14 protein-coding genes are annotated in these 18,191 nt (G+C 63.4%); 6 read left to right on the forward strand and 8 right to left on the reverse strand.

Features of this window, described 5'->3' with window-relative positions; genetic code table 11:
- Window positions 1-15: 15 nt before the first annotated feature.
- A complete protein-coding gene (locus tag CN311_RS11395; protein WP_097573764.1) occupies window positions 16-6,558 on the reverse strand; it encodes a kinesin in 6,543 nt (2,180 codons plus the stop codon).
- A 275-nt stretch (window positions 6,559-6,833) separates the two neighbouring features.
- Here CN311_RS11395 and CN311_RS11400 point away from each other — a divergent pair, with 275 nt between their 5' ends.
- The 3 genes from CN311_RS11400 to CN311_RS11410 all read left to right on the forward strand — a co-directional run bounded on the left by CN311_RS11400 (window position 6,834) and on the right by CN311_RS11410 (window position 8,846).
- Window positions 6,834-7,202: an Hpt domain-containing protein gene (locus tag CN311_RS11400; protein WP_097573765.1), complete on the forward strand. Its 369-nt coding sequence runs from the start codon at window positions 6,834-6,836 to the stop codon at window positions 7,200-7,202.
- A 205-nt stretch (window positions 7,203-7,407) separates the two neighbouring features.
- Window positions 7,408-7,728: a 2Fe-2S iron-sulfur cluster-binding protein gene (locus CN311_RS11405; RefSeq protein ID WP_006334837.1), complete on the forward strand. Its 321-nt coding sequence runs from the start codon at window positions 7,408-7,410 to the stop codon at window positions 7,726-7,728.
- Window positions 7,729-7,817: 89 nt separating this feature from the next.
- Window positions 7,818-8,846 carry an NAD(P)/FAD-dependent oxidoreductase gene (locus CN311_RS11410; protein ID WP_097573767.1) on the forward strand — a complete coding sequence of 343 codons (1,029 nt, stop codon included), beginning with the start codon at window positions 7,818-7,820 and terminating at the stop codon, window positions 8,844-8,846.
- A 14-nt stretch (window positions 8,847-8,860) separates the two neighbouring features.
- Here the strand turns inward: CN311_RS11410 and CN311_RS11415 are convergent, their stop codons facing one another.
- A complete protein-coding gene (locus CN311_RS11415) occupies window positions 8,861-10,450 on the reverse strand; it encodes an MDR family MFS transporter (protein ID WP_342586627.1) in 1,590 nt (529 codons plus the stop codon).
- Between the two features lie 110 nt (window positions 10,451-10,560).
- Entirely contained in the window at window positions 10,561-11,181 is a 621-nt protein-coding gene (locus CN311_RS11420) for a DUF922 domain-containing Zn-dependent protease (protein WP_097573770.1), read from the reverse strand.
- An 84-nt stretch (window positions 11,182-11,265) separates the two neighbouring features.
- Between CN311_RS11420 and folP the strand changes: the two genes are divergently transcribed.
- From folP to folK, 3 genes are read left to right on the forward strand one after another with little or no spacing between them, the layout of a single operon-like run.
- Window positions 11,266-12,111: a dihydropteroate synthase gene (gene folP, locus CN311_RS11425; protein ID WP_097573771.1), complete on the forward strand. Its 846-nt coding sequence runs from the start codon at window positions 11,266-11,268 to the stop codon at window positions 12,109-12,111.
- Window positions 12,112-12,114: 3 nt separating this feature from the next.
- A complete protein-coding gene (folB, locus tag CN311_RS11430) occupies window positions 12,115-12,474 on the forward strand; it encodes a dihydroneopterin aldolase (protein ID WP_097573772.1) in 360 nt (119 codons plus the stop codon).
- On the forward strand, window positions 12,458-12,970 hold the full coding sequence (gene folK, locus CN311_RS11435) for a 2-amino-4-hydroxy-6-hydroxymethyldihydropteridine diphosphokinase (protein ID WP_097573773.1): 513 nt from the start codon (window positions 12,458-12,460) through the stop codon (window positions 12,968-12,970). The genes folB and folK overlap by 17 nt, the downstream gene beginning before the upstream one ends.
- Window positions 12,971-12,992: 22 nt before the next feature.
- Here folK and CN311_RS11440 read toward each other — a convergent pair whose 3' ends face one another.
- The 5 genes from CN311_RS11440 to CN311_RS11460 all read right to left on the reverse strand — a co-directional run.
- A complete protein-coding gene (locus CN311_RS11440) occupies window positions 12,993-13,541 on the reverse strand; it encodes a DUF924 family protein (RefSeq protein ID WP_165779664.1) in 549 nt (182 codons plus the stop codon).
- An 11-nt stretch (window positions 13,542-13,552) separates the two neighbouring features.
- A complete protein-coding gene (locus CN311_RS11445; RefSeq protein ID WP_097573775.1) occupies window positions 13,553-15,388 on the reverse strand; it encodes a monovalent cation:proton antiporter-2 (CPA2) family protein in 1,836 nt (611 codons plus the stop codon).
- A 205-nt stretch (window positions 15,389-15,593) separates the two neighbouring features.
- Window positions 15,594-16,148: a hypothetical protein gene (locus tag CN311_RS11450; protein WP_097573777.1), complete on the reverse strand. Its 555-nt coding sequence runs from the start codon at window positions 16,146-16,148 to the stop codon at window positions 15,594-15,596.
- 238 nt (window positions 16,149-16,386) lie between these two features.
- Complete coding sequence (locus CN311_RS11455; RefSeq protein WP_097573779.1) at window positions 16,387-17,487, reverse strand: YcjF family protein; 1,101 nt, start codon at window positions 17,485-17,487, stop codon at window positions 16,387-16,389.
- On the reverse strand, window positions 17,484-18,191 hold a 708-nt coding region (locus CN311_RS11460), incomplete at its 5' end, for a YcjX family protein (protein WP_165779665.1). The genes CN311_RS11455 and CN311_RS11460, both read right to left, overlap by 4 nt.

Genomic DNA, 18,191 nt, shown 5'->3' on the forward strand with positions numbered 1-18,191 from the left:
TTCCCTACTGCCTGATCAATGCAGGCGGCCGCTAGCGTGGGCAAGCATGGTGTAGACCTTGCCGGTGTCCGATGTCAGGTAGGTCTGCGCCATGATGTTGTCGCGATCGTTGCGCGACACGTCCTTGAGCAGCTTCTCGAAATCGTCGCAGTAGCGGTCGACGGCGGCGCGGAATTCCGCCTCGGTCTGATATTTGCGGCGGATTTCGTCGAAAGTCTGCTGGCCCTTCAGCGTGTAGAGACGCCGCGTGAACACGTCGCGCTCGCCACGTCGATAGCGGTTCCACAATTCGATCGAAGCATCGTGATCGATGGCTCGGGCGATATCGACGGAAAGCGAGTTGAGCGACTCCATGACATGAAGCGGCGAACGCTGGGCAGGGGCCGGGCGTTGCGTTTCGGCCGGAGCGACGGGCCTGGCTTCCTCTTCGCGCGATGCCCCGGTCAGGAGATCGCGCACCCAGCCACCCTGAGGCGTCCGGGCATTGGGATCGCGCTGACGCGCCGTCTCAACTGGGCGTTCCAGGTCGCGCAAGGCGGACCCGCCCAACGGCACTTGCGGCGCACGAAGCTCCGGCTGCGGCGCCGGGTTCCGGCGTGGCGGCTCGGGAGCGCGTGCGACGGGCGCCTGCGGCGCTGGACGCAGGCTGCGTGGCTCCGAGGGATCGGTGGCGCCGCGGCCGGATTTCGCAACGATATCCGAAAGTTCCTTCAACGCGTTGATCTGTTCGGAAACGGCGCGGCGGATGGCCGTGGTCGATTCCTTTGCTTCCTCCGGCATCTCGATGACGCCCTTTTTGAGCTCGGCGCGGGTGAGGTCGAGCTCGCTCTTGATCGAGCCCGCCGTGCGCCGCATCTCCTCGGTTGCGTCGGCGAAACGCTTGGTTGCCGAATCGACGACCTCTGAAATGGCGGACCGGATCTTGTCGGCCGATTCCAGTGTCTTGCCTTCCGCGTTCTGCAGCGTCTGGCCGACCAGGTTCTCGAACGAGCGCATCACCTTTTCCAGGTCTTCCGACTTCTTGACCAGGCCGACGGCGAGATCTTCCAGTGAGGACTGGCGCTCCAGCGTGTGTTCGAGGTTGGCCTGGGCCGAGCCCAGCAGGTCCGAAGCGCTGGACAGCAGCCGGCTGTGCTCGTCGAACTTGGTGGCGATCGAGGCGACCTCGCGCAAGGTGGCGGACGACAGTTCGGTAAGCCGGGTCGTGTTTGAATCGACCAGGCGCGCCGAACTGGCGAAGGTCTGCGCGGCTTTTTCGGTCGTCGCGGCAAAGCTCTGCGTGCTGCCGCTCAGGCGTTCGTCGACCTGGCCGAGATTGGTCGCCGCCTGCTCGATCAACTGACCGAGCTGCGCACTGGATGTACTCATGCGGCCGATGAGCTCGGCGACACTGTCGGCGAGCGTCGAGCGTGCGCCCTCGACGGCCGACAGCGTTTCGGCGGTGCGGCTGGCGAGCGCGTTGACGAGAGCGGCATTTTCGCTGCGCAGCTTCTCGGTGGCGCGTTCGGTGACTTCTTCCATGCTCTTTTGCAGTTCCGAGCCGCCCTGGGCGAAGCGTTCGACCAGAGGCCGTGCCGTTTCGTCGAGGATTTTCGATATCTCGGCCGAACGCGCCGCGAGCATGGTGTTGAGCTCGCGAGTGTTGGAGCCGATGGTCTTCGCCGCGTCGTTGGTGCTCTGGCCGATATGCTGGCCGACCGCGGTAAAGGTCTCGGCGATTGCGTTGGCGCGTGAAATGAGTTGCGCCTCGGCGGTTGAAACCTGCTCGTTGAGCCTCTGGCCCACCGTTTCGGTGGTGTAGGCGAGACGGTTCTCGACGCCGGCAAGCTGCTCCTCGACGCGAGCCGCCGCAGCCGCCGCGCTTGACGCCAGGCGCTCATCGGCGCCGGCCAGCGCCTGCTCGATTTCGCGCGCATGGACGGCAAGATCCTGACCGGTCAGCCTTGCACGTTCGGCAACACGCTGCTCGGTGCTGGCGAAGGCACCGACTATGTTGTCGGCATGCTCGCCGATCGTCGAGGTGCTGTCGGCGATGCGCGCCACCAGGCGGTGATCCGCTTCGTCGAAGATGCGGCCGATCTCGGAGGCGCGCGTCGACAGTGCCTCCGAACCTTCGGCAATGCGCGACATCAACTGCTGGTCGGCGGCATCGAAGATGCGGCCGAGATCCGACGCACGTGCCGCAAGTGCTTCGGCCGATTCGCCGATGCGCACGGTCAGCCGTTCGTCGGCGCCTTCGAAATTGCGCAGGATATCGCCGGCGCGTGCGGCCAGCGACTGTGCTGTTTCGACGGCGCGGGCAACCAGCTTCTGGTCCGCCGCATCGAATGTTCCGGCGATCTCGCCGGCACGGGCGGCCAGTTGATCGGCTGTTGCCTGGGCGCGCGCCAGCAAGGAGTTCGACGTGTCGTCGACACGGGCCATGAGTGCGCTCGATGTATCCTCGGCGCGGGCGATAAGCGCGCTCGACGTGTCCTGTGCACGCGCTGCAAGGCGACGATCCGCCTCCTCGAAGGTGCGGGCGATATCCTCTGCCCTGGCAAGCAGGGCAGCCGAGGTTTGCTCGGCGCGTTCGGCGATCTTGCGGTCGGCGTCGCTGAACGCCACACCCGCCTGCTCATGCAGCGCGCTGGTGACTTCCATGACCTTTTCGCGCAGCGCTCCCGCAACGAAGACAGCGCTTTTCTCGAGCACGGCGCGGACATTGTCGACACCTGTCGACAATGCGCGTTCCATGGTTCCGGCGCGCTCTTCGATGACGCCTGTCTGCCGGCTGAACGCCTGTTCGATCTTTTCGACGTCGGCTGCGATGGCATCCGAGATGTCGGTGCTTCGGGCGGCGATCTGGTCGATATGGCTGGACAGGGAACGATCGACGTCCTTGCGCGTATCGGCAAGCTTGGAAAGATCGTCGTCCAAGGCGCGGGTCAGCATGTCGCGGCCTTCGGCAAGCTTGCCGACATGGCCGGTGATGATGTCGTCGACCTCGCCACGGCTTGCCGCAAGCCTTTCCAGATCGGCCTCCAGAGCGCGCCTCAGTATGTCGCGGCCTTCAGCCAATTTCTCGACCTGGCCAGCGACCAGCCCATCGATGCTTGAGCGGCTTTCGGCCAGCTTGGCGAGGTCGTCCTCAAGCGCCTTCGACAGCGTCGAGCGGTCCTGCAGGAGTTTTTCGGCATGGTTGCTGACGAGGCTGTTGACGCTGCCGAGATCGGCTTCCAGCGCCCGCGCAAACTCGGCGCGATTGTCAGTCAATTGCTGGGACTGGTCCGCAACGACGCCCTTGATCGTGTTGAGATCGGCTTCCAGCGCGCGCCTCAGTATGTCGCGGCCTTCGGCCAATTTCTCGACCTGGCCGGCGACCAGCCCGTCGATGCTCGAACGGCTTTCCGCCAGTTTGGCGAGATCGTCCTCAAGCGCCTTCGACAGCGTCGAGCGATCCTGGAGGAGTTTCTCGGCATGGTTGCTGACGAGGCTGTTGACGCTGCCAAGATCGGCTTCCAGCGCATGCGCAAATTCCGCGCGGTTGTCGGTCAACTGCTTGGACTGGTCGGCGACGACGCTCTTGATCGTGTTGAGATCGGCTTCCAGCGCGCGCCTGAGGATGTCGCGTCCTTCGGACAGCTTCTCGACCTGGCCGGCGACCAGCCCGTCGATGCTTGAGCGGCTTTCCGCCAGCCTGGCGAGATCGTCCTCAAGAGCCTTCGACAAGGCCGAACGGTCCTCGACCAACTTCTCGGCGTGGCTGTTGACGAGATTGTTGACGCTGCCAAGATCGGCTTCCAGCGCGCGCTTGAGGATATCGCGGCCCTCGGCCAGCTTCTCGACCTGGCCGGCGACCAGGCCGTCGATGCTCGAGCGGCTTTCCGCCAGTTTGGCGAGATCGTCCTCGAGCGCCTTCGACAGTGTCGAGCGGTCCTGGGCGAGCCTGTTCATGTGGTCAGAGATAAGACTGTTAACGCTCTGCAAGTCCGTTTCCAGTGCTCGTGAAAGCTGGTTGCGGTCTTCCGCCAGCCTTTCGGACTGGCCAGCGATAACGCCCTTGATCGTGTTCAGGTCGGTTTCCAGTGCGCGCTTGAGGATATCGCGGCCTTCAGCCAATTTCTCGACCTGGCCGGCGACCAGCCCGTCGATGCTCGTGCGGCTTTCCGCCAGCTTGGCGAGGTCGGCCTCGAGTGTTTGAGACAACAGGCTGCGATCCTCGGCAAGCCGGCCCGAATGGCTCTCGATCAGGCCCCTGATGCCGGACAGGTCATCGTCAAGCGAACGCGACAACCCGGCGCGGTCTTCCGCCAGTTTCGCGGAATGGCTCTCGATCAGGTCCTTGATGCCGACAATGTCGGTTTCCAGTGCCTTGGCCAGGACGGCGCGACCTTCGGCGATCTTTTCAACCTGGGCGGCGACCAGCCCGTCAATGCCGGCGCGGTTGTCGGCCAGCTTGGCGAGGTCGGCCTCCAGTGCCCGCGAAAGAATGCCGCGACCCTCAGCAAGTTTTCCGACATGTCCGGCAACCATTTCATCAATGATTGTACGGGCTTGTACAAGTTTCCCAGAGTCTTCGTCGAGAGCAAGCGCAAGCCTGTTGCGGCCTTCTTCGAGCCTTTCGAGATGGCTGCCGAGCGAAGCGTCGATGGCGGCGCGCGACTCGTTGACCTTGCGCAGATCCTCCTCGAGCGCGCGCGCGATCAGGCTGCGGCCCTCGGCAAGTTTCTGCACCTGGTCGGTCACGGCTGCGTCGATGCCGACGCGGCTTTCGGCGAACTTCTCCAGATCGGCCTGCATTGCCGCCGTCATGCGCTCGCGGCTTTCCGACAGCTTGCGGCTGTGGTTTTCGACGGCCTCCTCGATGCCGACGCGGGCGTCGGCGAGTCGCTGGATATCGCTGTCGAAGGAACGGGAAACGACATGGCGCGCCGCTTCCATGCGCCCGGCGAAGTCGCTGGCACGCGCTTCAAGCATGGATGAGGTCGACGAAACGATGTCGGCCATGTCGGCGCCGATCTGGGTCTTGCCCTGATCGATCATCACCGACAGCGTGTCCTTGCTTTCCTGGAAGGTGTGGGCGATTTCGCGTGCGCGTTCGACCAGCGTCTCGTTGATCTGGCGTGCACGGGCCTCCAGCGCGGCGTTGAGCTTCTGCGTGCCGGTGTCCAGCGCTTCGGCGCGGGTCTGGAATTCGCCGATCAGCGCCTGGCCGCGTTCGGCAAGCGTGCGCTCGATGCCGCTAAGGCTGGCTTCGAACTCGGAACTCAGCGTGCGCGCGGCGCCGCCGAGCAGCGACACCATGCCGTTGGTCCGGTCGTCGAGCAGGTCGGTCAGCGACCGTGTCAGGCCATCGGTCGTGTCCGTCAGCTTGGCGATGCGCGTATCGAGCAGGCTGGCGAAGGCCTCGCCGGAGGTCGACAGCCGGTCGGTGATCGTATCGAGGCGACCTTCCACCTGATCGAAGATCGACATCGAGCTTCCATTGATCCTGTCGATCAATGTATCACCGGAATTGGTGATGGTCATCGACAGCTGGGTCGAAGCGTTGAGGATGCTGTCGCGGATGAGGTCGCTGGCAGAGCCGATTTCTTCCTTCAGCGTCTCATGCGCGCCGGCGATCGATGCGCGCACCCGCTCGGCGTGGGTGACCACTGCTTCGCGCTCGCTGCCCAGCCCGTCGACGAGCGTACGGATGCGGGTTTCGTTTTCCGAATAGGAGCGTTCGATCTGGTTCACCTCACTGTGGACCAGGGTTTCGAGCTCGACGGCGCGCGCCAGCGTGCGCTCGATGCCTTCGCCCATGGCCGCCACCTCGCGGCGAACGGCCTGGCCGATCATCATGACGCGATCCTGGGCAAGGTTTTCCGGTTCGGCTAGGCGGAAGGCCACTTCCGTCATCGACTGGGCGGCGATGCGCATTTCCTGGGCGCGGCGGATCATGGCGGCAAACGCCCAGAACAGGATAACGGGCAGGATTGCCGCGACCGCCAGGCCGATCAGTTCGGGACGGGCCAAAAACTGGTCAAGGGTACGGATTTTCCAGATATCCGATCCGAACAGCAGATTGGCCAACGCTCCAGCGCCGGCAAGCCAGACGAGCGAAACGATCGCCACAACCCAATAGATCGTGTTCGAGGCGCGCCGGTTGAGGCTGTGGAGAAGCGTCTTGTAATCCTTTTGACGATCGTCGTTGGCTGGCGCGAAACCGGCCGGCTGCGAGCCATTGCGCGTTTCCACCGGGCGCAACTCGGCGGGTTTGGCCTTCGCTGCGGGTTTCGCGCTCTGGCTCTGGTTGGCTGCGGGCGCCGTCTTTTGACTTTGGTTTGCGTGGCTTTGGTTTGCGAGGGGCGCTACCGTCTCGCTCTGGCTGACGACGGGCTCCGCATCCTGGTTGCGGCCTTCGCGCGCCAGCTCGTCCGCGGCCTGCGATATCTGCGCTTCCAGATCTTCCATCGACGCCGCGATGTCGAGATCGCCGCCGGCGTCCCCGCTCAGGTCGATATCAAGCGCTTTTTCGAGTTCCTTGGCAACGTCGCTGTCGAGCGTTCTTGTCGTCGTTGTTTTCTTCGCCATGCCTTCGCTACCCTGTACAAGCTGCCGCGGGACTTATGATTGTGATTTTCGCATCCCGCGCAGGAGGCTGAAAAATGGACCCCTCGTATCGTAATGACACACCGGGGTAAAGAAAACATGCATTCCGCGAGATACGTAAAACTTTAAATATAAGGTTAACAACACCGTGATCCCGGCGCCGTTTTCGCAACATTTTTCCCGGCCATTCATTAACCCGTTGTCCACGGGATTCGCCTAGCTTTTCCGGCGATCCGACGATCAAGGAGTTAGAGTTCATGCGTGGCGAAAACGGCATCGCCTTCTCAATGCCCGGCGGCGACGTGTCGGGAACCGGGCCGGCACGGCCTGTGGATATGGCCCATCTGGCCCGCCAGACGATGGGCGATCGTGGCCTCGAGCAGGAGGTGCTCGCCCTGTTCGTGCAGCAGGCGTTGTCGGTGCGAGACAGGATAGCCGACGCCGATGTCCGGGAAAGGCTGTTTCTGGCACACGGGCTGAAAGGCTCTGCCCGGGGGGTCGGCGCCTTCGCCATCGCCGATTGCGCCACCGCCATCGAGCGTCAGCCCGAAGACCCCAGCACGCTCAAGCGCCTTGGCGCGCTGATCGAGGAAGTGCGCGATTTCATCGCAGCCATCAACCGCTAATTCCAGTTTCCAGAAAAACGGCATAGAGCGGCGTTTTTGCACGGCAGTTGACTTGTCTGCCGGAGTGATTATCTCGGCTGGGAATTCCCTTAAAGCGCATCGCGTTTAAACGGATTCATACGACGCGCTTTAAGCTTCTTGTTTTTATGCATGTCGTTGTCGCAAAACCGCTGCGCACTTTTGCGCGACATGCATTAGGTGACAAATGACCAAGCTGACCTTCATTGCCCATGACGGCACGCATTTCGACGTGGATGCCGAGAACGGCTCGACCGTCATGGAAAACGCGATCCGCAACGCGGTGCCAGGGATCGAGGCCGAATGCGGCGGCGCCTGCGCCTGCGCAACCTGCCATGTCTATGTCGACGAGGCATGGACAGCTGAAGTCGGCGAGCCGGAGGCGATGGAGGAGGACATGCTGGACTTCGCCTATGACGTCCAGCCGAACTCACGGTTGTCCTGCCAGATCAAGGTGCGCGATGCGCTGGATGGACTGGTCGTGCGCGTGCCTGCTCGCCAAGGCTGACGTCACGGCCCAATGATTTTCCCGGCGACAGCTTGGCAGCGGGCCAATGGTCATGCAGTGTCGCGCCAGTTTGGCACAAGGCGCATCGCATGACCGACACGATCAAGACGGACGTTCTCATCGTCGGGGCAGGGCCGGTCGGCCTGTTCGCCGTGTTCGAGCTCGGCCTGTTCGACATGAAATGCCACCTGATCGACATACTCGACCGGCCCGGCGGGCAATGCGCGGAACTCTACCCGGAAAAGCCAATCTACGACATACCAGGCTGGCCCTCGATCTCGGCGCAGGGGCTGGTCGACAAGCTGCTTGAGCAGATCGCGCCGTTCAAGCCCGAATTCACCTATAATCGCATGGTTTCGAGCCTCGAAAAGCTGGATGAAGGCGGCTTTAGCGTCATCACCGATGAGAACGAGGTGTTTGAAGCCAAGGTGGTGGTGATCGCCGCCGGCGGCGGCTCATTCCAGCCCAAACGTCCGCCGATCCCGGGCATCGAAGCCTATGAAGGAAAGAGCGTCTTCTATTCGGTTCGCCGGATGGAGGATTTTCGCGGCCACGATATCGTGATCGTCGGTGGCGGCGATTCGGCGCTCGACTGGACGCTGAACCTGCAACCGGTGGCGAAAAGCGTGACGCTGGTCCACAGGCGCCCGGAATTCCGCGCCGCCCCAGACAGCGTCAACAAGATGTATGCCATGCAGGAGACGAAGGAACTGGCTTTCCAACTCGGCCAGGTGACCGGCCTGACCGGCGCCGATGGTCTGCTTTCATCAGCGACCATCAAGGGGCCTGACGGCGATGTCGAGGTGGCGTGCACGCGCATGCTGCCGTTCTTCGGCCTGACCATGAAGCTCGGTCCGATCGCCGACTGGGGGCTCAATCTCCATGAGAACTTGATCCCGGTCGATACGGAGAAATTCCAGACATCGGTGCCGGGCATCTTCGCCGTCGGCGACATCAACTGGTACCCCGGCAAGCTCAAGCTGATCCTGTCGGGGTTCCATGAGGTGGCGCTGATGGCGCAGGCGGCAAAGCGCATCATCAGCCCGGGCGAGCGCATCGTATTCCAGTATACGACCTCGTCGACCAGCCTGCAGAAGAAGCTCGGCGTCCACGATTGACGTGCGTCGCGGGCTTACTCCGCAAGAACCGGCGCGGTCTCCGCATGGCCGCGAAGCGGCTTTTCCGGCATCAGCCCGAGCGCGACCAGCGCCAGGACCAGGGTCACGGCCGCGGCGAGGAAGATCATCGCGAATGCGGCGGCGTCGGCAGCGGCGCTGGTCGTGCGCGCGCCTTCGCTGGCCAGCGGCAGGCCGTAGCCCAGCGCGACCGCGCCAAGCATGGCGACCCCAAGGGCGCTGCCCAATGAGCGAAGGAAGGTCAGCACGCCGGTGGCGACGCCGAGATGCCGCTGATCGACGGCATTCTGAACCGACACGGCCGCAACCGGAAACGTCGTTCCGCTGCCGAGGCCAATGCACGTCGTGAGGATTTCGACAACCAGCAGGGAGGCATGTCCCGCCACAAGGCTGAGCACGCCGAGACACACTATGGCGAAAGTGACCCCTACCATCGCGATGCGTTTATAGTGGACAAAGCGCGGCATCGCGCGGCCGCTGAATGTCGCGCCGGCAACGGTGCCGAGCATCAACCCCAGCATGGCTATCCCCGATTCGCCAACCGACAGTCCGACGACCGATTGCAGGTAGACCGGCAGGTAGACCGCCAGGCCGATATTGGCGGCCTGCAGCAGGAACATGGACAATGTACCGGTCAGGACGATCGGATTGCCAAGCACCTCGAGCGAGATGAGCGGCTCTGCCGCCTTGAGCAGCCGCAGCGCGAAGGCACCCCAGAACATTGCCGAACAGGCGAGCAGCCCAAGGATTTCGCTGGACAGCCAGGGATAGGTGCTGCCGCCCCAGTTCAGCGCCAGCAGCAGCAAGGCCGTCGCCACCACAAGCAGCAATGCGCCGAGCCCGTCAATGCGATGATGCTTTGCCGCGATCGGCAGTTTCTTCAGCGGCTTGTTGATGATCGCCATGGCCAGAAAGCCGAGCGGCAGGTTGATCCAGAAGATCAACGACCAGTGCAGATGTTCGGCGAAGCCGCCGCCGAGCAGCGGCCCGGCGATGCTGGCGACGGCCCATGTGCCTGCGATCCAGGCGGAATAGCGGGCCCGTTCGCGCGGCGGCACAAGGTCGCCGATGACGGTCTGCGCCAAGGCGAAAAGGCCGCCGCCGCCGGCACCCTGGATCGCCCGGCCGATGATCAGCACGAGCATGTTGGGGGCCATGGCGCTGACAAGCGAGCCCGCAAGAAAGATTAGGATGGCCGCATAGACGGTCGGCCGCCGCCCATGGACGTCGGAGATCTTGCCATAGAGCGGCGCCATCGCGGTTGCGGTCAGGAGATAGCCGGTCACGATCCACGGCAGATATTGGGCATGGCCGAGCGCATGCGCGATGGTCGGCATGGCCGGTGCGACAATGGTCTGGTCGAGCGCGGCCAACAGCATCGACAACAGCACGCCGCCGATGATGGCGTTCTTCTCGCTCTCTGTCAGCGGTGATGGGGGCACCATCGTCGCCTGCTTGTCGACAGCCTGGTCCATCGTTTTAACTCTTTCATGAGCTTGCGTGCGTCCCCGGAGGCCGGTCCGGTGCGTCTGCCGCGTCAATCGTTGTCTCATGGTTCTGGGGCTTCGCCTTGGCGAACCTGACATATGTCGTCCCGTATAGGCCGATTTCGACAGGGGCTCGAAAGTTTTTCCGGCCTGGCACCATGCTTCGGCGAAATTGGCTCGCGCTGGCGCGTTCCGGACCCGGCGAAATCTCAGGTCGGCGGCAACCGGCCGTTCTCGATGCGCTCCATGCGGTAGCGCAAAAGCCGGATGATGCGGCTTTCGAAATTGACGCTTTCGACGCGATCGAACCGCAGTTGATCCTGGTCATGCCTGGCTAGCATGGCTGCGGTGATCTCGGCAGCCTTCGCCTTGGCCTCCTGGCAGGTTTTCTGCGGGTAGCTCGCTTTCAGCGCGTTCTCAAGCGCCCCAGCATGGTTCTTGGCGATCTCGACATGGCGTTCCTCGTGGCGCTTGATGTCTGAAGACAGAGTGTCCCAGAACAATCTTACGCCGGCATCGGCCTTGCGCGGACGGCGCCACTCCGGGAGGATCACCTTGACCTTGACGGTCACGGTGGCCGCTACGATCCGGCAGGAAGTCGCATTCTCCGCGTAGCCGACATGCGTGGTGAAGGCCATTTGCGTGGCGCCGGGATGCCTCATCCCGGTGCTTTTCACGCGAGGCCCATGTTTGGTGAGCTGAGTCTCGATGTCGTCGAGCGTCCTGCCGCCGACCGGAAAATAGCTGTATGTTTTCACCAATGTCGCCGCCGCCGCAGGCAAAGCGGCCATTGCGAGAACCAGAGCGCAGAGCAGGGGGCGTTTCATCATGTTGCCTCTTCAGCTACCTTGCTTTACGGCCGTCGTCGACGCAACGGATTTGATCTCTGGCGGATCACACATGGTTGATGGACAATGACGACAAGGCGATGGCAGTTGGCGCACGGACGTCATCTCGACCTTGGCGGCAAGTCCGTGATCGTCGGCATCCTCAACGTCACGCCGGACAGTTTTTCCGACGGCGGGCTGTTCGTCGCGCCCGAACAGGCGGTAGCCCAGGCACACCGCATGATGGAGGAGGGGGCCTCGGTCATCGATGTCGGCGGAGAATCGACGCGCCCCGGCGCCTCCGCTGTAACCGCTGACGAGGAACAGGCCCGCGTGCTGCCGGTCATCGAGGCGCTGGCCCGGCTTGGCGAGGCGCTGATTTCGGTCGACACCTATCGCGAGGACACCGCCCGGCTGGCGGTGGCGGCCGGCGCGCATATCGTCAACGATGTCTGGGGCCTGCAGCGCGAAGCTGGCATCGCGCGAGTCGCGGCCGAAACCGGCGCGGGGCTTGTCATCATGCACACCGGGCGTGACCGGCAAAAACTGCCCGACGTGATCGAGGATCAGTTTTTCTTCCTTAGGAAATCACTGGAAATCGCCCGGCGAAGCGGCGTTGCCGACGACCACATCGTGCTCGACCCGGGCTTTGGCTTCGCCAAGGAAACAGCGGAGGAAAACCTCGACCTGATGGCGCGGTTTTCCGAGCTCGATGCGTTGGGCTTTCCATTGATGGCCGGCACATCGCGAAAGCGCTTCATCGGCACTGTTACCGGCCGCGACGCCTCGGCAAGGGGTGCGGGGACCGCGGCAACGAGCGTCATTCTGAGGCTCAAGGGCGCACAGCTTTTTCGCGTCCACGATGTCGCAATCAACATGGATGCGCTGGCCATTGCCGATGCTATGTTGGCGCGAGATGTCCCGGGAAGCTGAGCGATGTATGTCATCCGTATGAAGAATTGCGCCTTCTTTGCCCGGCATGGCGTGCTGGACGAGGAGGAAACGCTCGGCCAGCGTTTTTATGTCGATGCCGCGCTCACGGTCGAACCGGGCCGGGCACTGGTCGATGATTCCATCGACGACACGGTCAATTACGGCGTTGCCTTCGCGGTGATCGAAAAGATCGTCACCGGCGAGCGGCGCTTTCTGATCGAAGCGCTGGCGCTGGAGGTGGCACGGGCTCTGACGGCGCGGTTTCCGCAGATCAAAAGCGCCGAAATCACCGTGCGCAAGCCGAACGCGCCGGTGCCCGGTGTGCTCGATCATGTCGAGGTGACCGTTGTCTGGCCAGAATAATACCGTCTACCTCAGCCTTGGCGGCAATCTCGGCGATCCGGCAAAGTCTATGGCTGCGGCGCTGCGCATGTTGGATGGCGACGAGAAGACGCGTGTCGTCGCGGCCTCCTCGCTTTACCGGACGCCGCCCTGGGGCAAGCTCGACCAGCCGGATTTCCTCAATGCGGCAGCCGAAATATCAACTGCGCTTACACCGCGTGCGTTGCTCGATCTCTGTCTCGACGCCGAGCGCAGACTGAAGCGGGTGCGCGAGGAACGTTGGGGACCGCGCCTGATCGATATCGACATATTGGTGTTCGGCGATCGCATCATCCACGAAATGGGGCTGGAAGTGCCGCATCCGCGCATGCTGGAGCGCGCCTTCGTGCTGGCGCCGCTGGCCGAGATCGCGCCCGGCCTCGCCGTCGGCGGCAGGAGCGTGCCCGAGCGGCTTGCCGCCGTCGATACGGTTGGCATAGAGCGGCTGCCGTCCGGCCGCGACTGGTGGCTGGCCTGAGGCCGGCAGGCACTGGCAGAGATCAGCCTGAAAACCCGCCGCCATCGAGAAACGCCTGTTCCTCCAGCGTCGTCTCGCGGCCGAGCATCCTGTTGCGGTGCGGAAAGCGGCCGAAGCGCCGGACGATCTCCAGATGCTCCTCAGCATATTTCAGATATTCGGACGCCTTGGTGGCCGTCAGTTCCACCGACCGTTCTTGATCGTCGAGCAGCTCCGAATGCTCATAGGGCAGATAGAGGAAAACACGCAAATCTTCGTCGAGCGCCAGATCCTGGCCGGCGGCGATGGCTTTTCCGGCAAAGTATCTCGCCAGCGGGTCGGTCGCGTACATGTGCCCGGTGCCGCGAAAGCAGTTACGCGGAAACTGGTCGAGCAGGATCATCAAGGCGAGCGAGCCTTCGGCATGGTTCGACCAGTCGTCGCATTCGCGCCGGGCAGCGGCATAATGCAGGTCGAGAAACCGGTTGCGGAAGTCGGCATCGAAGGCGTCGTTCTTCTCGAACCACGCATCCTCCCCGGCGTCACGCCAGAATCGGGCGACCGCAAGGGCCCGCTCGTCCATTTCGATCATCTGCGAGCTCCTCAGTCGGCCGGTTCGGATTTATGCAGCACGCCGGCGGTCTCTTCGTTGAGCGCCTGGCCGGGGCGGCGCGGGGTGCTGAGCGGTGTCGGAATGGGCGTGCCGATATTGCCTTTGAGGAAGCGCGCCCCGGCGCGAACGCCTTCGGCGAGCTGCAACTCGAAACGGGCGGCGTCGCGGCGGCGGACATCCTCGATGACTTCGGCGACGTCTTCGGGATCGACGCCAAGCGCCTCAAGGGTGGAACCGCCGAAGACAAGGGCCGATTCGAAGGTTTCGCGAAGCTGGAAGTCGACGCCGGCCCGGATGAGCTGCAGCGCGGTTCCGCGATCGAAAGCGCGTGCCAGCACGGTCAGCAGGGGAAACTCCGCCTTGATCAGCTCAGCGATGCGGACGGCGGCATCGGGCTTGTCGACGCAGATCAGCACGGCGCGCGCCCGGCCGGCGCCCGCGGCGCGCAGAATGTCCAGCCGCGTGCCGTCGCCATAATAGACCTTGAAGCCGAAATCGGCCGCCGCCTGGATCATCTCGACCTCGTTGTCGATGATCGACACGTCGATCCCGCGCAAGAGCAGCGGCTGGCTGGCGATCTGGCCGAAGCGGCCGAAGCCGATGATCAGCACGCTGCCGGTCAGGCCGTCGGCAATGTCGATGCCTTCAAGCGACTGCTCGTCGCGCGGCGTCAGATAGCGCAGCGCCAGGATGGCCAGTGGCGTCAGCACCATGGAGATGATGACGATCGCGGTCAGCGTCGCATTGGCCTGGCTGTCGATGATGCCGACCGCCGCCGCGGCGGAGTAGAGAACGAAGGCGAACTCGCCGCCCTGCGCCATGAAGACGGCACGCTCGAGCGCTTCCCGGTGGCCGGTCTTGAGGATGCGGGCGACGAGATAGATGCCGATCGCCTTCATTACCATGTAGGCAACGACATAGATGGCGACGAGCCGCCAGTTTTCCGCGACCACATTAAGGTCAAGCGACATGCCGACGGCAAGGAAGAACAGGCCGAGCAGGATGCCCCGGAACGGCTCGATGTCGGCTTCGAGCTGATGGCGGAAGGTGGATTCCGAGAGCAACACACCGGCCAGGAAAGCGCCCATTGCCATCGACAGGCCCGAGAGCTGCATGGCAAGCGCCGACCCCAGTACGACCAGAAGTGCGGCGGCGGTCATCACCTCGCGAGCGCGGGAATCGGCCAGGATGCGGAAGAGCGGGTTGAGCAGATAGCGTCCGGCCAGCACCAGCCCGACGATCGCGGCAAGACCAATGCCCACCTCCGTTAGCCGCTCCGTCAGGCTCATATGGGCGCCGCCCGGCGCCAGGAATGCGATCAGGGCGAGCAGCGGCACGATCGCCAGATCCTCAAGCAGCAGGATGGAGACGATGCGTTGACCCTTGGGCGCGGCGATTTCGCCGCGCTCTTCCAGAAGCTGCATGACGATCGCGGTCGAGGTCAGCACGAAGCCGGCGCCGGCGACGAAGGATTGCGAGACCGGAAAGCCGCCTGCCAGGCCGACCCCTGTCAGCAACAGCGCGCACACGCCAACCTGCAATGCCCCGAGGCCAAAGATTTCGCGCCTGAGGCCCCAAAGCCGCGACGGCTGCATCTCCAGCCCGATGATGAACAGGAACATGACGACGCCGAGTTCGGCGACATGAAGAATGGCTTGCGATTCGGCAAAGATACGAAGCCCGAACGGGCCGATCACCACGCCGGCGGCGAGATAGCCGAGGATGGATCCAAGCCCCATGCGCTTGAAAATCGGTACCGCGACCACGCCGGCGGCGAGCAATGCCACCACCTGGATCAGTTCGCTAGCCGATGCCTCTGCCGCCATGCCTGCCGTTCCGCTCGCTTTCCGGCGATCGCCTGGATTGGGCGATCGAGCGGCCAAGATAGGGGCTTCGGCAGAGATCGAACAGTGCCAATTCGGGACGTGGCGCAACTAGTGTTGCCGGCGCGTCACACAAGGTTGTGGTACCGTCGCGCGCGTCTGCGAAGCTCTGCTCTAGAGGGTCAGCGTTGCTGGCGGCGCTGGGCGTTCAGTTCGGCGAGATCGAACCGACTTCGACAGCATCGATCCGCTTCAGCTTCATGCCGATGACCGGCACCAGTTGCTCGTCGACGCGCACCGCGACCGTCACCGTCATCGAGTTGTCGTCGGGCACGAGAGCCTGCATGACGCCGCGCAACTGGTTGCGGTTGATGGTGAAGACGACCTTGTGCGGGTCAACCACGTTGCCGCCGATGATGTCGAGGCCGGAGCCGGCGGCGCCACCCATGAAGCTGCCTTTATAGCCCTGGCGGCCCTTGTGCTGCACGGTCGCCGACATCTGCTGGGTGAACACACCGACGCGGCAGCCGCCGTCGAGCGACATGCCGACCTTGCCGTCAGGCGTCGAGCCGGTGAAACTGCAGGTGAATTTGGTGCCTTTGTACTTGCCGGCGACGATTTCTCCCGGGCCAACCCATTTGCCTTCGACCGATCGGAAGAACTGCTTGTCCGGCTCTGCTCCAAGGGCTTTCCCGGCCAGGCCGGCGGTTGCGGCCAGCGCGACGGTCATGGGCAGGACGCTGGACAGAATTGCGCTTTTCATCGACAACACCCGGCAACAAAGAGATCAGTTTGGAACCCACCCGACCATGAACAAGATTGGTTAATGCTTGGTGACCGCTTAAGCCTTTTGGGGCCATGTCGAACCAATTGGCATCGTGCAAATGCAGGCAGCCGAACGGCATATCCCCCGAAAACCGGAATCGATTTCAACGGGGGTCACGCGCGAGAATCAAAGCACTACAACCGCCCTCTGGAACGTCCGAAGGATACGCGGTTCTTCACTTGTCGGGGGTGGGTTCACTTTCTTTCTTCGTTGCGAACGATGTCAGCGCGGACAGGAAATCACCCAATCCCGGCCGCCTCGCGGCGCTGAAGGGCAGGGGTCTTGCAGTCTCCATCGCGGCGATGCCGATGCGCGCCGTCATCATGCCGTTGACGACGCCTTCGCCGAGCTTCGCCGAGAGCCGCGCGGCAAGGCCATGGCCAATGATCTGCTGCACGAAACTGTCGCCGACGGCAATCGAGCCGGTGACCGCCAGATGGGCGAGAACGCTGCGCGCCAATCGAAAGAACCCGAGCGTGCCCGGCCGGCCACCGTAGAGCTCCGACAGGCGGCGAATCAATCGGCCGGCCTCGAACACGACATAGGCGACGTCGACCAGCGCACGCGGGCTGACGGCCGTCACCAATGACACGCGCTTTGCCGCATCGAGGATCATTACCTTGGCGCGCGCATCGAGCGGCCCGAGGATTTCAGCCTCGGCCAGGCGCACCAGATTGCCGCCATCGATGATCTCGCCGCGCAACTCGGCCAGTGCGCGCCTGCCGGCCGCGGTTTCGGGTTTGGCCGCGACAAAGGCGGAGAGTTCGTCGACCACGGCGCGCGCGGCCTTCGGGTCGTCGCGGGCGATGGCGTCGAGCGCTCGTTTCTGCAGCTTTTCGACCTCAGCGAGACGGGAGATCGCCAGGAATTCGCGGACGAGAATGACCAACAGCGCCATAACCGCGATGGCGGCCATGCCGGCGGCCAACCAGCCCAGCCATTGCGCACGCTGGAACAGGTCGCGAATCAGTTGGTCAGTCCACAGACCGATGGCCAGAGAAACCAGAACGCCCATGGCGCCGAAGAATATGCTGCCGAGCAACGAACGCTTGCGCGGCGCGATTGCCGGCGGTGGTTCCGCGGCGATGTCGGGTTCGTCGAAGACGTCGATCTCGGCGGGCACGACGACCGAGACGTCGGCCTTTACCGCGCGGGGTTTTCGCACAGCCTGTGTGTCGGCGCGGCGACCATCCGGTACTTCCTTGCCCGGTGCTTCCTGGGTTGGCGGAGCTTCCGGTTCGATGCGGAATGCCGCCGGCTTGCGTGGCGCGGTCATGCCAGATGATCTCCGATCAGGAACTGCACGGCGCGGTCGAGCCTGATATGCGGCAGCGAGAGCGTGACGCCTTCGGCGGTGCGTTCGAGTTTTGGCGGGCGAAAGCGTACGAAGCGAATCGCAGGGTCCTCACTGTTCTGCCGATGGTCTGGCCCAGAGATATCGAAAACAGCATCAGCTTTCTTCGGTAAGTCTCCGGGAAATATGGCTGTTTCTGTTTTTCCGTCAAATGTTTCACCGTTGATTTTCTCGCCTTTCAGCGGCGTACCGATAATGACCGGCAGCGTTTCGCGGCCTTGCTTGACCGTGCCTTCGCGCGTCGCGCGCACGGCCGCCATGGCGACCACATCGACATCGGCGCCGGTGAAATTCGCCCGCGCTACGGCGCGGTCGGCGAGCCGCCGCACGATTGCCTGCAGCCGGTCGTGGCTTTCATGATGCAGATGGTCGGCCTTCGTCGCCGCCACCAGGATGCGGTCGATGCGCCTTGAAAAGAAATCCGTCAGGAAATTGCCCCGGCCGGGACGGAAACAGGCGAGGATCTCGGTCACCGCGCGTTCCAGATCGGCCATCGCGCCTGGACCGGCGTTCAGGGCCTGCAAGGCGTCGATCAGGACGATCTGACGGTCGAGGCGGGCGATGTGTTCGCGGAAGAACGGTTTGACGACATGCGTCTTGTAGGCCTCGTAGCGCCGCTCCAGCAT

This window comes from Mesorhizobium sanjuanii (assembly GCF_002529485.1).
In the GTDB taxonomy this organism is placed as follows: Bacteria; Pseudomonadota; Alphaproteobacteria; order Rhizobiales; family Rhizobiaceae; genus Mesorhizobium; species Mesorhizobium sanjuanii.

Bases quoted from the DNA above. Each gene is read 5' to 3' on its own strand.
- CN311_RS11395 (WP_097573764.1), bottom strand. From the start codon at position 6,558: ATGGCGAAGAAAACAACGACGACAAGAACGCTCGACAGCGACGTTGCC.
- CN311_RS11400 (WP_097573765.1), top strand. From the start codon at position 6,834: ATGCGTGGCGAAAACGGCATCGCCTTCTCAATGCCCGGCGGCGACGTG.
- CN311_RS11405 (WP_006334837.1), top strand. From the start codon at position 7,408: ATGACCAAGCTGACCTTCATTGCCCATGACGGCACGCATTTCGACGTG.
- CN311_RS11410 (WP_097573767.1), top strand. From the start codon at position 7,818: ATGACCGACACGATCAAGACGGACGTTCTCATCGTCGGGGCAGGGCCG.
- CN311_RS11415 (WP_342586627.1), bottom strand. From the start codon at position 10,450: ATGTCAGGTTCGCCAAGGCGAAGCCCCAGAACCATGAGACAACGATTG.
- CN311_RS11420 (WP_097573770.1), bottom strand. From the start codon at position 11,181: ATGATGAAACGCCCCCTGCTCTGCGCTCTGGTTCTCGCAATGGCCGCT.
- folP (WP_097573771.1), top strand. From the start codon at position 11,266: ATGACGACAAGGCGATGGCAGTTGGCGCACGGACGTCATCTCGACCTT.
- folB (WP_097573772.1), top strand. From the start codon at position 12,115: ATGTATGTCATCCGTATGAAGAATTGCGCCTTCTTTGCCCGGCATGGC.
- CN311_RS11440 (WP_165779664.1), bottom strand. From the start codon at position 13,541: ATGATCGAAATGGACGAGCGGGCCCTTGCGGTCGCCCGATTCTGGCGT.
- CN311_RS11445 (WP_097573775.1), bottom strand. From the start codon at position 15,388: ATGGCGGCAGAGGCATCGGCTAGCGAACTGATCCAGGTGGTGGCATTG.
- CN311_RS11450 (WP_097573777.1), bottom strand. From the start codon at position 16,148: ATGAAAAGCGCAATTCTGTCCAGCGTCCTGCCCATGACCGTCGCGCTG.
- CN311_RS11455 (WP_097573779.1), bottom strand. From the start codon at position 17,487: ATGACCGCGCCACGCAAGCCGGCGGCATTCCGCATCGAACCGGAAGCT.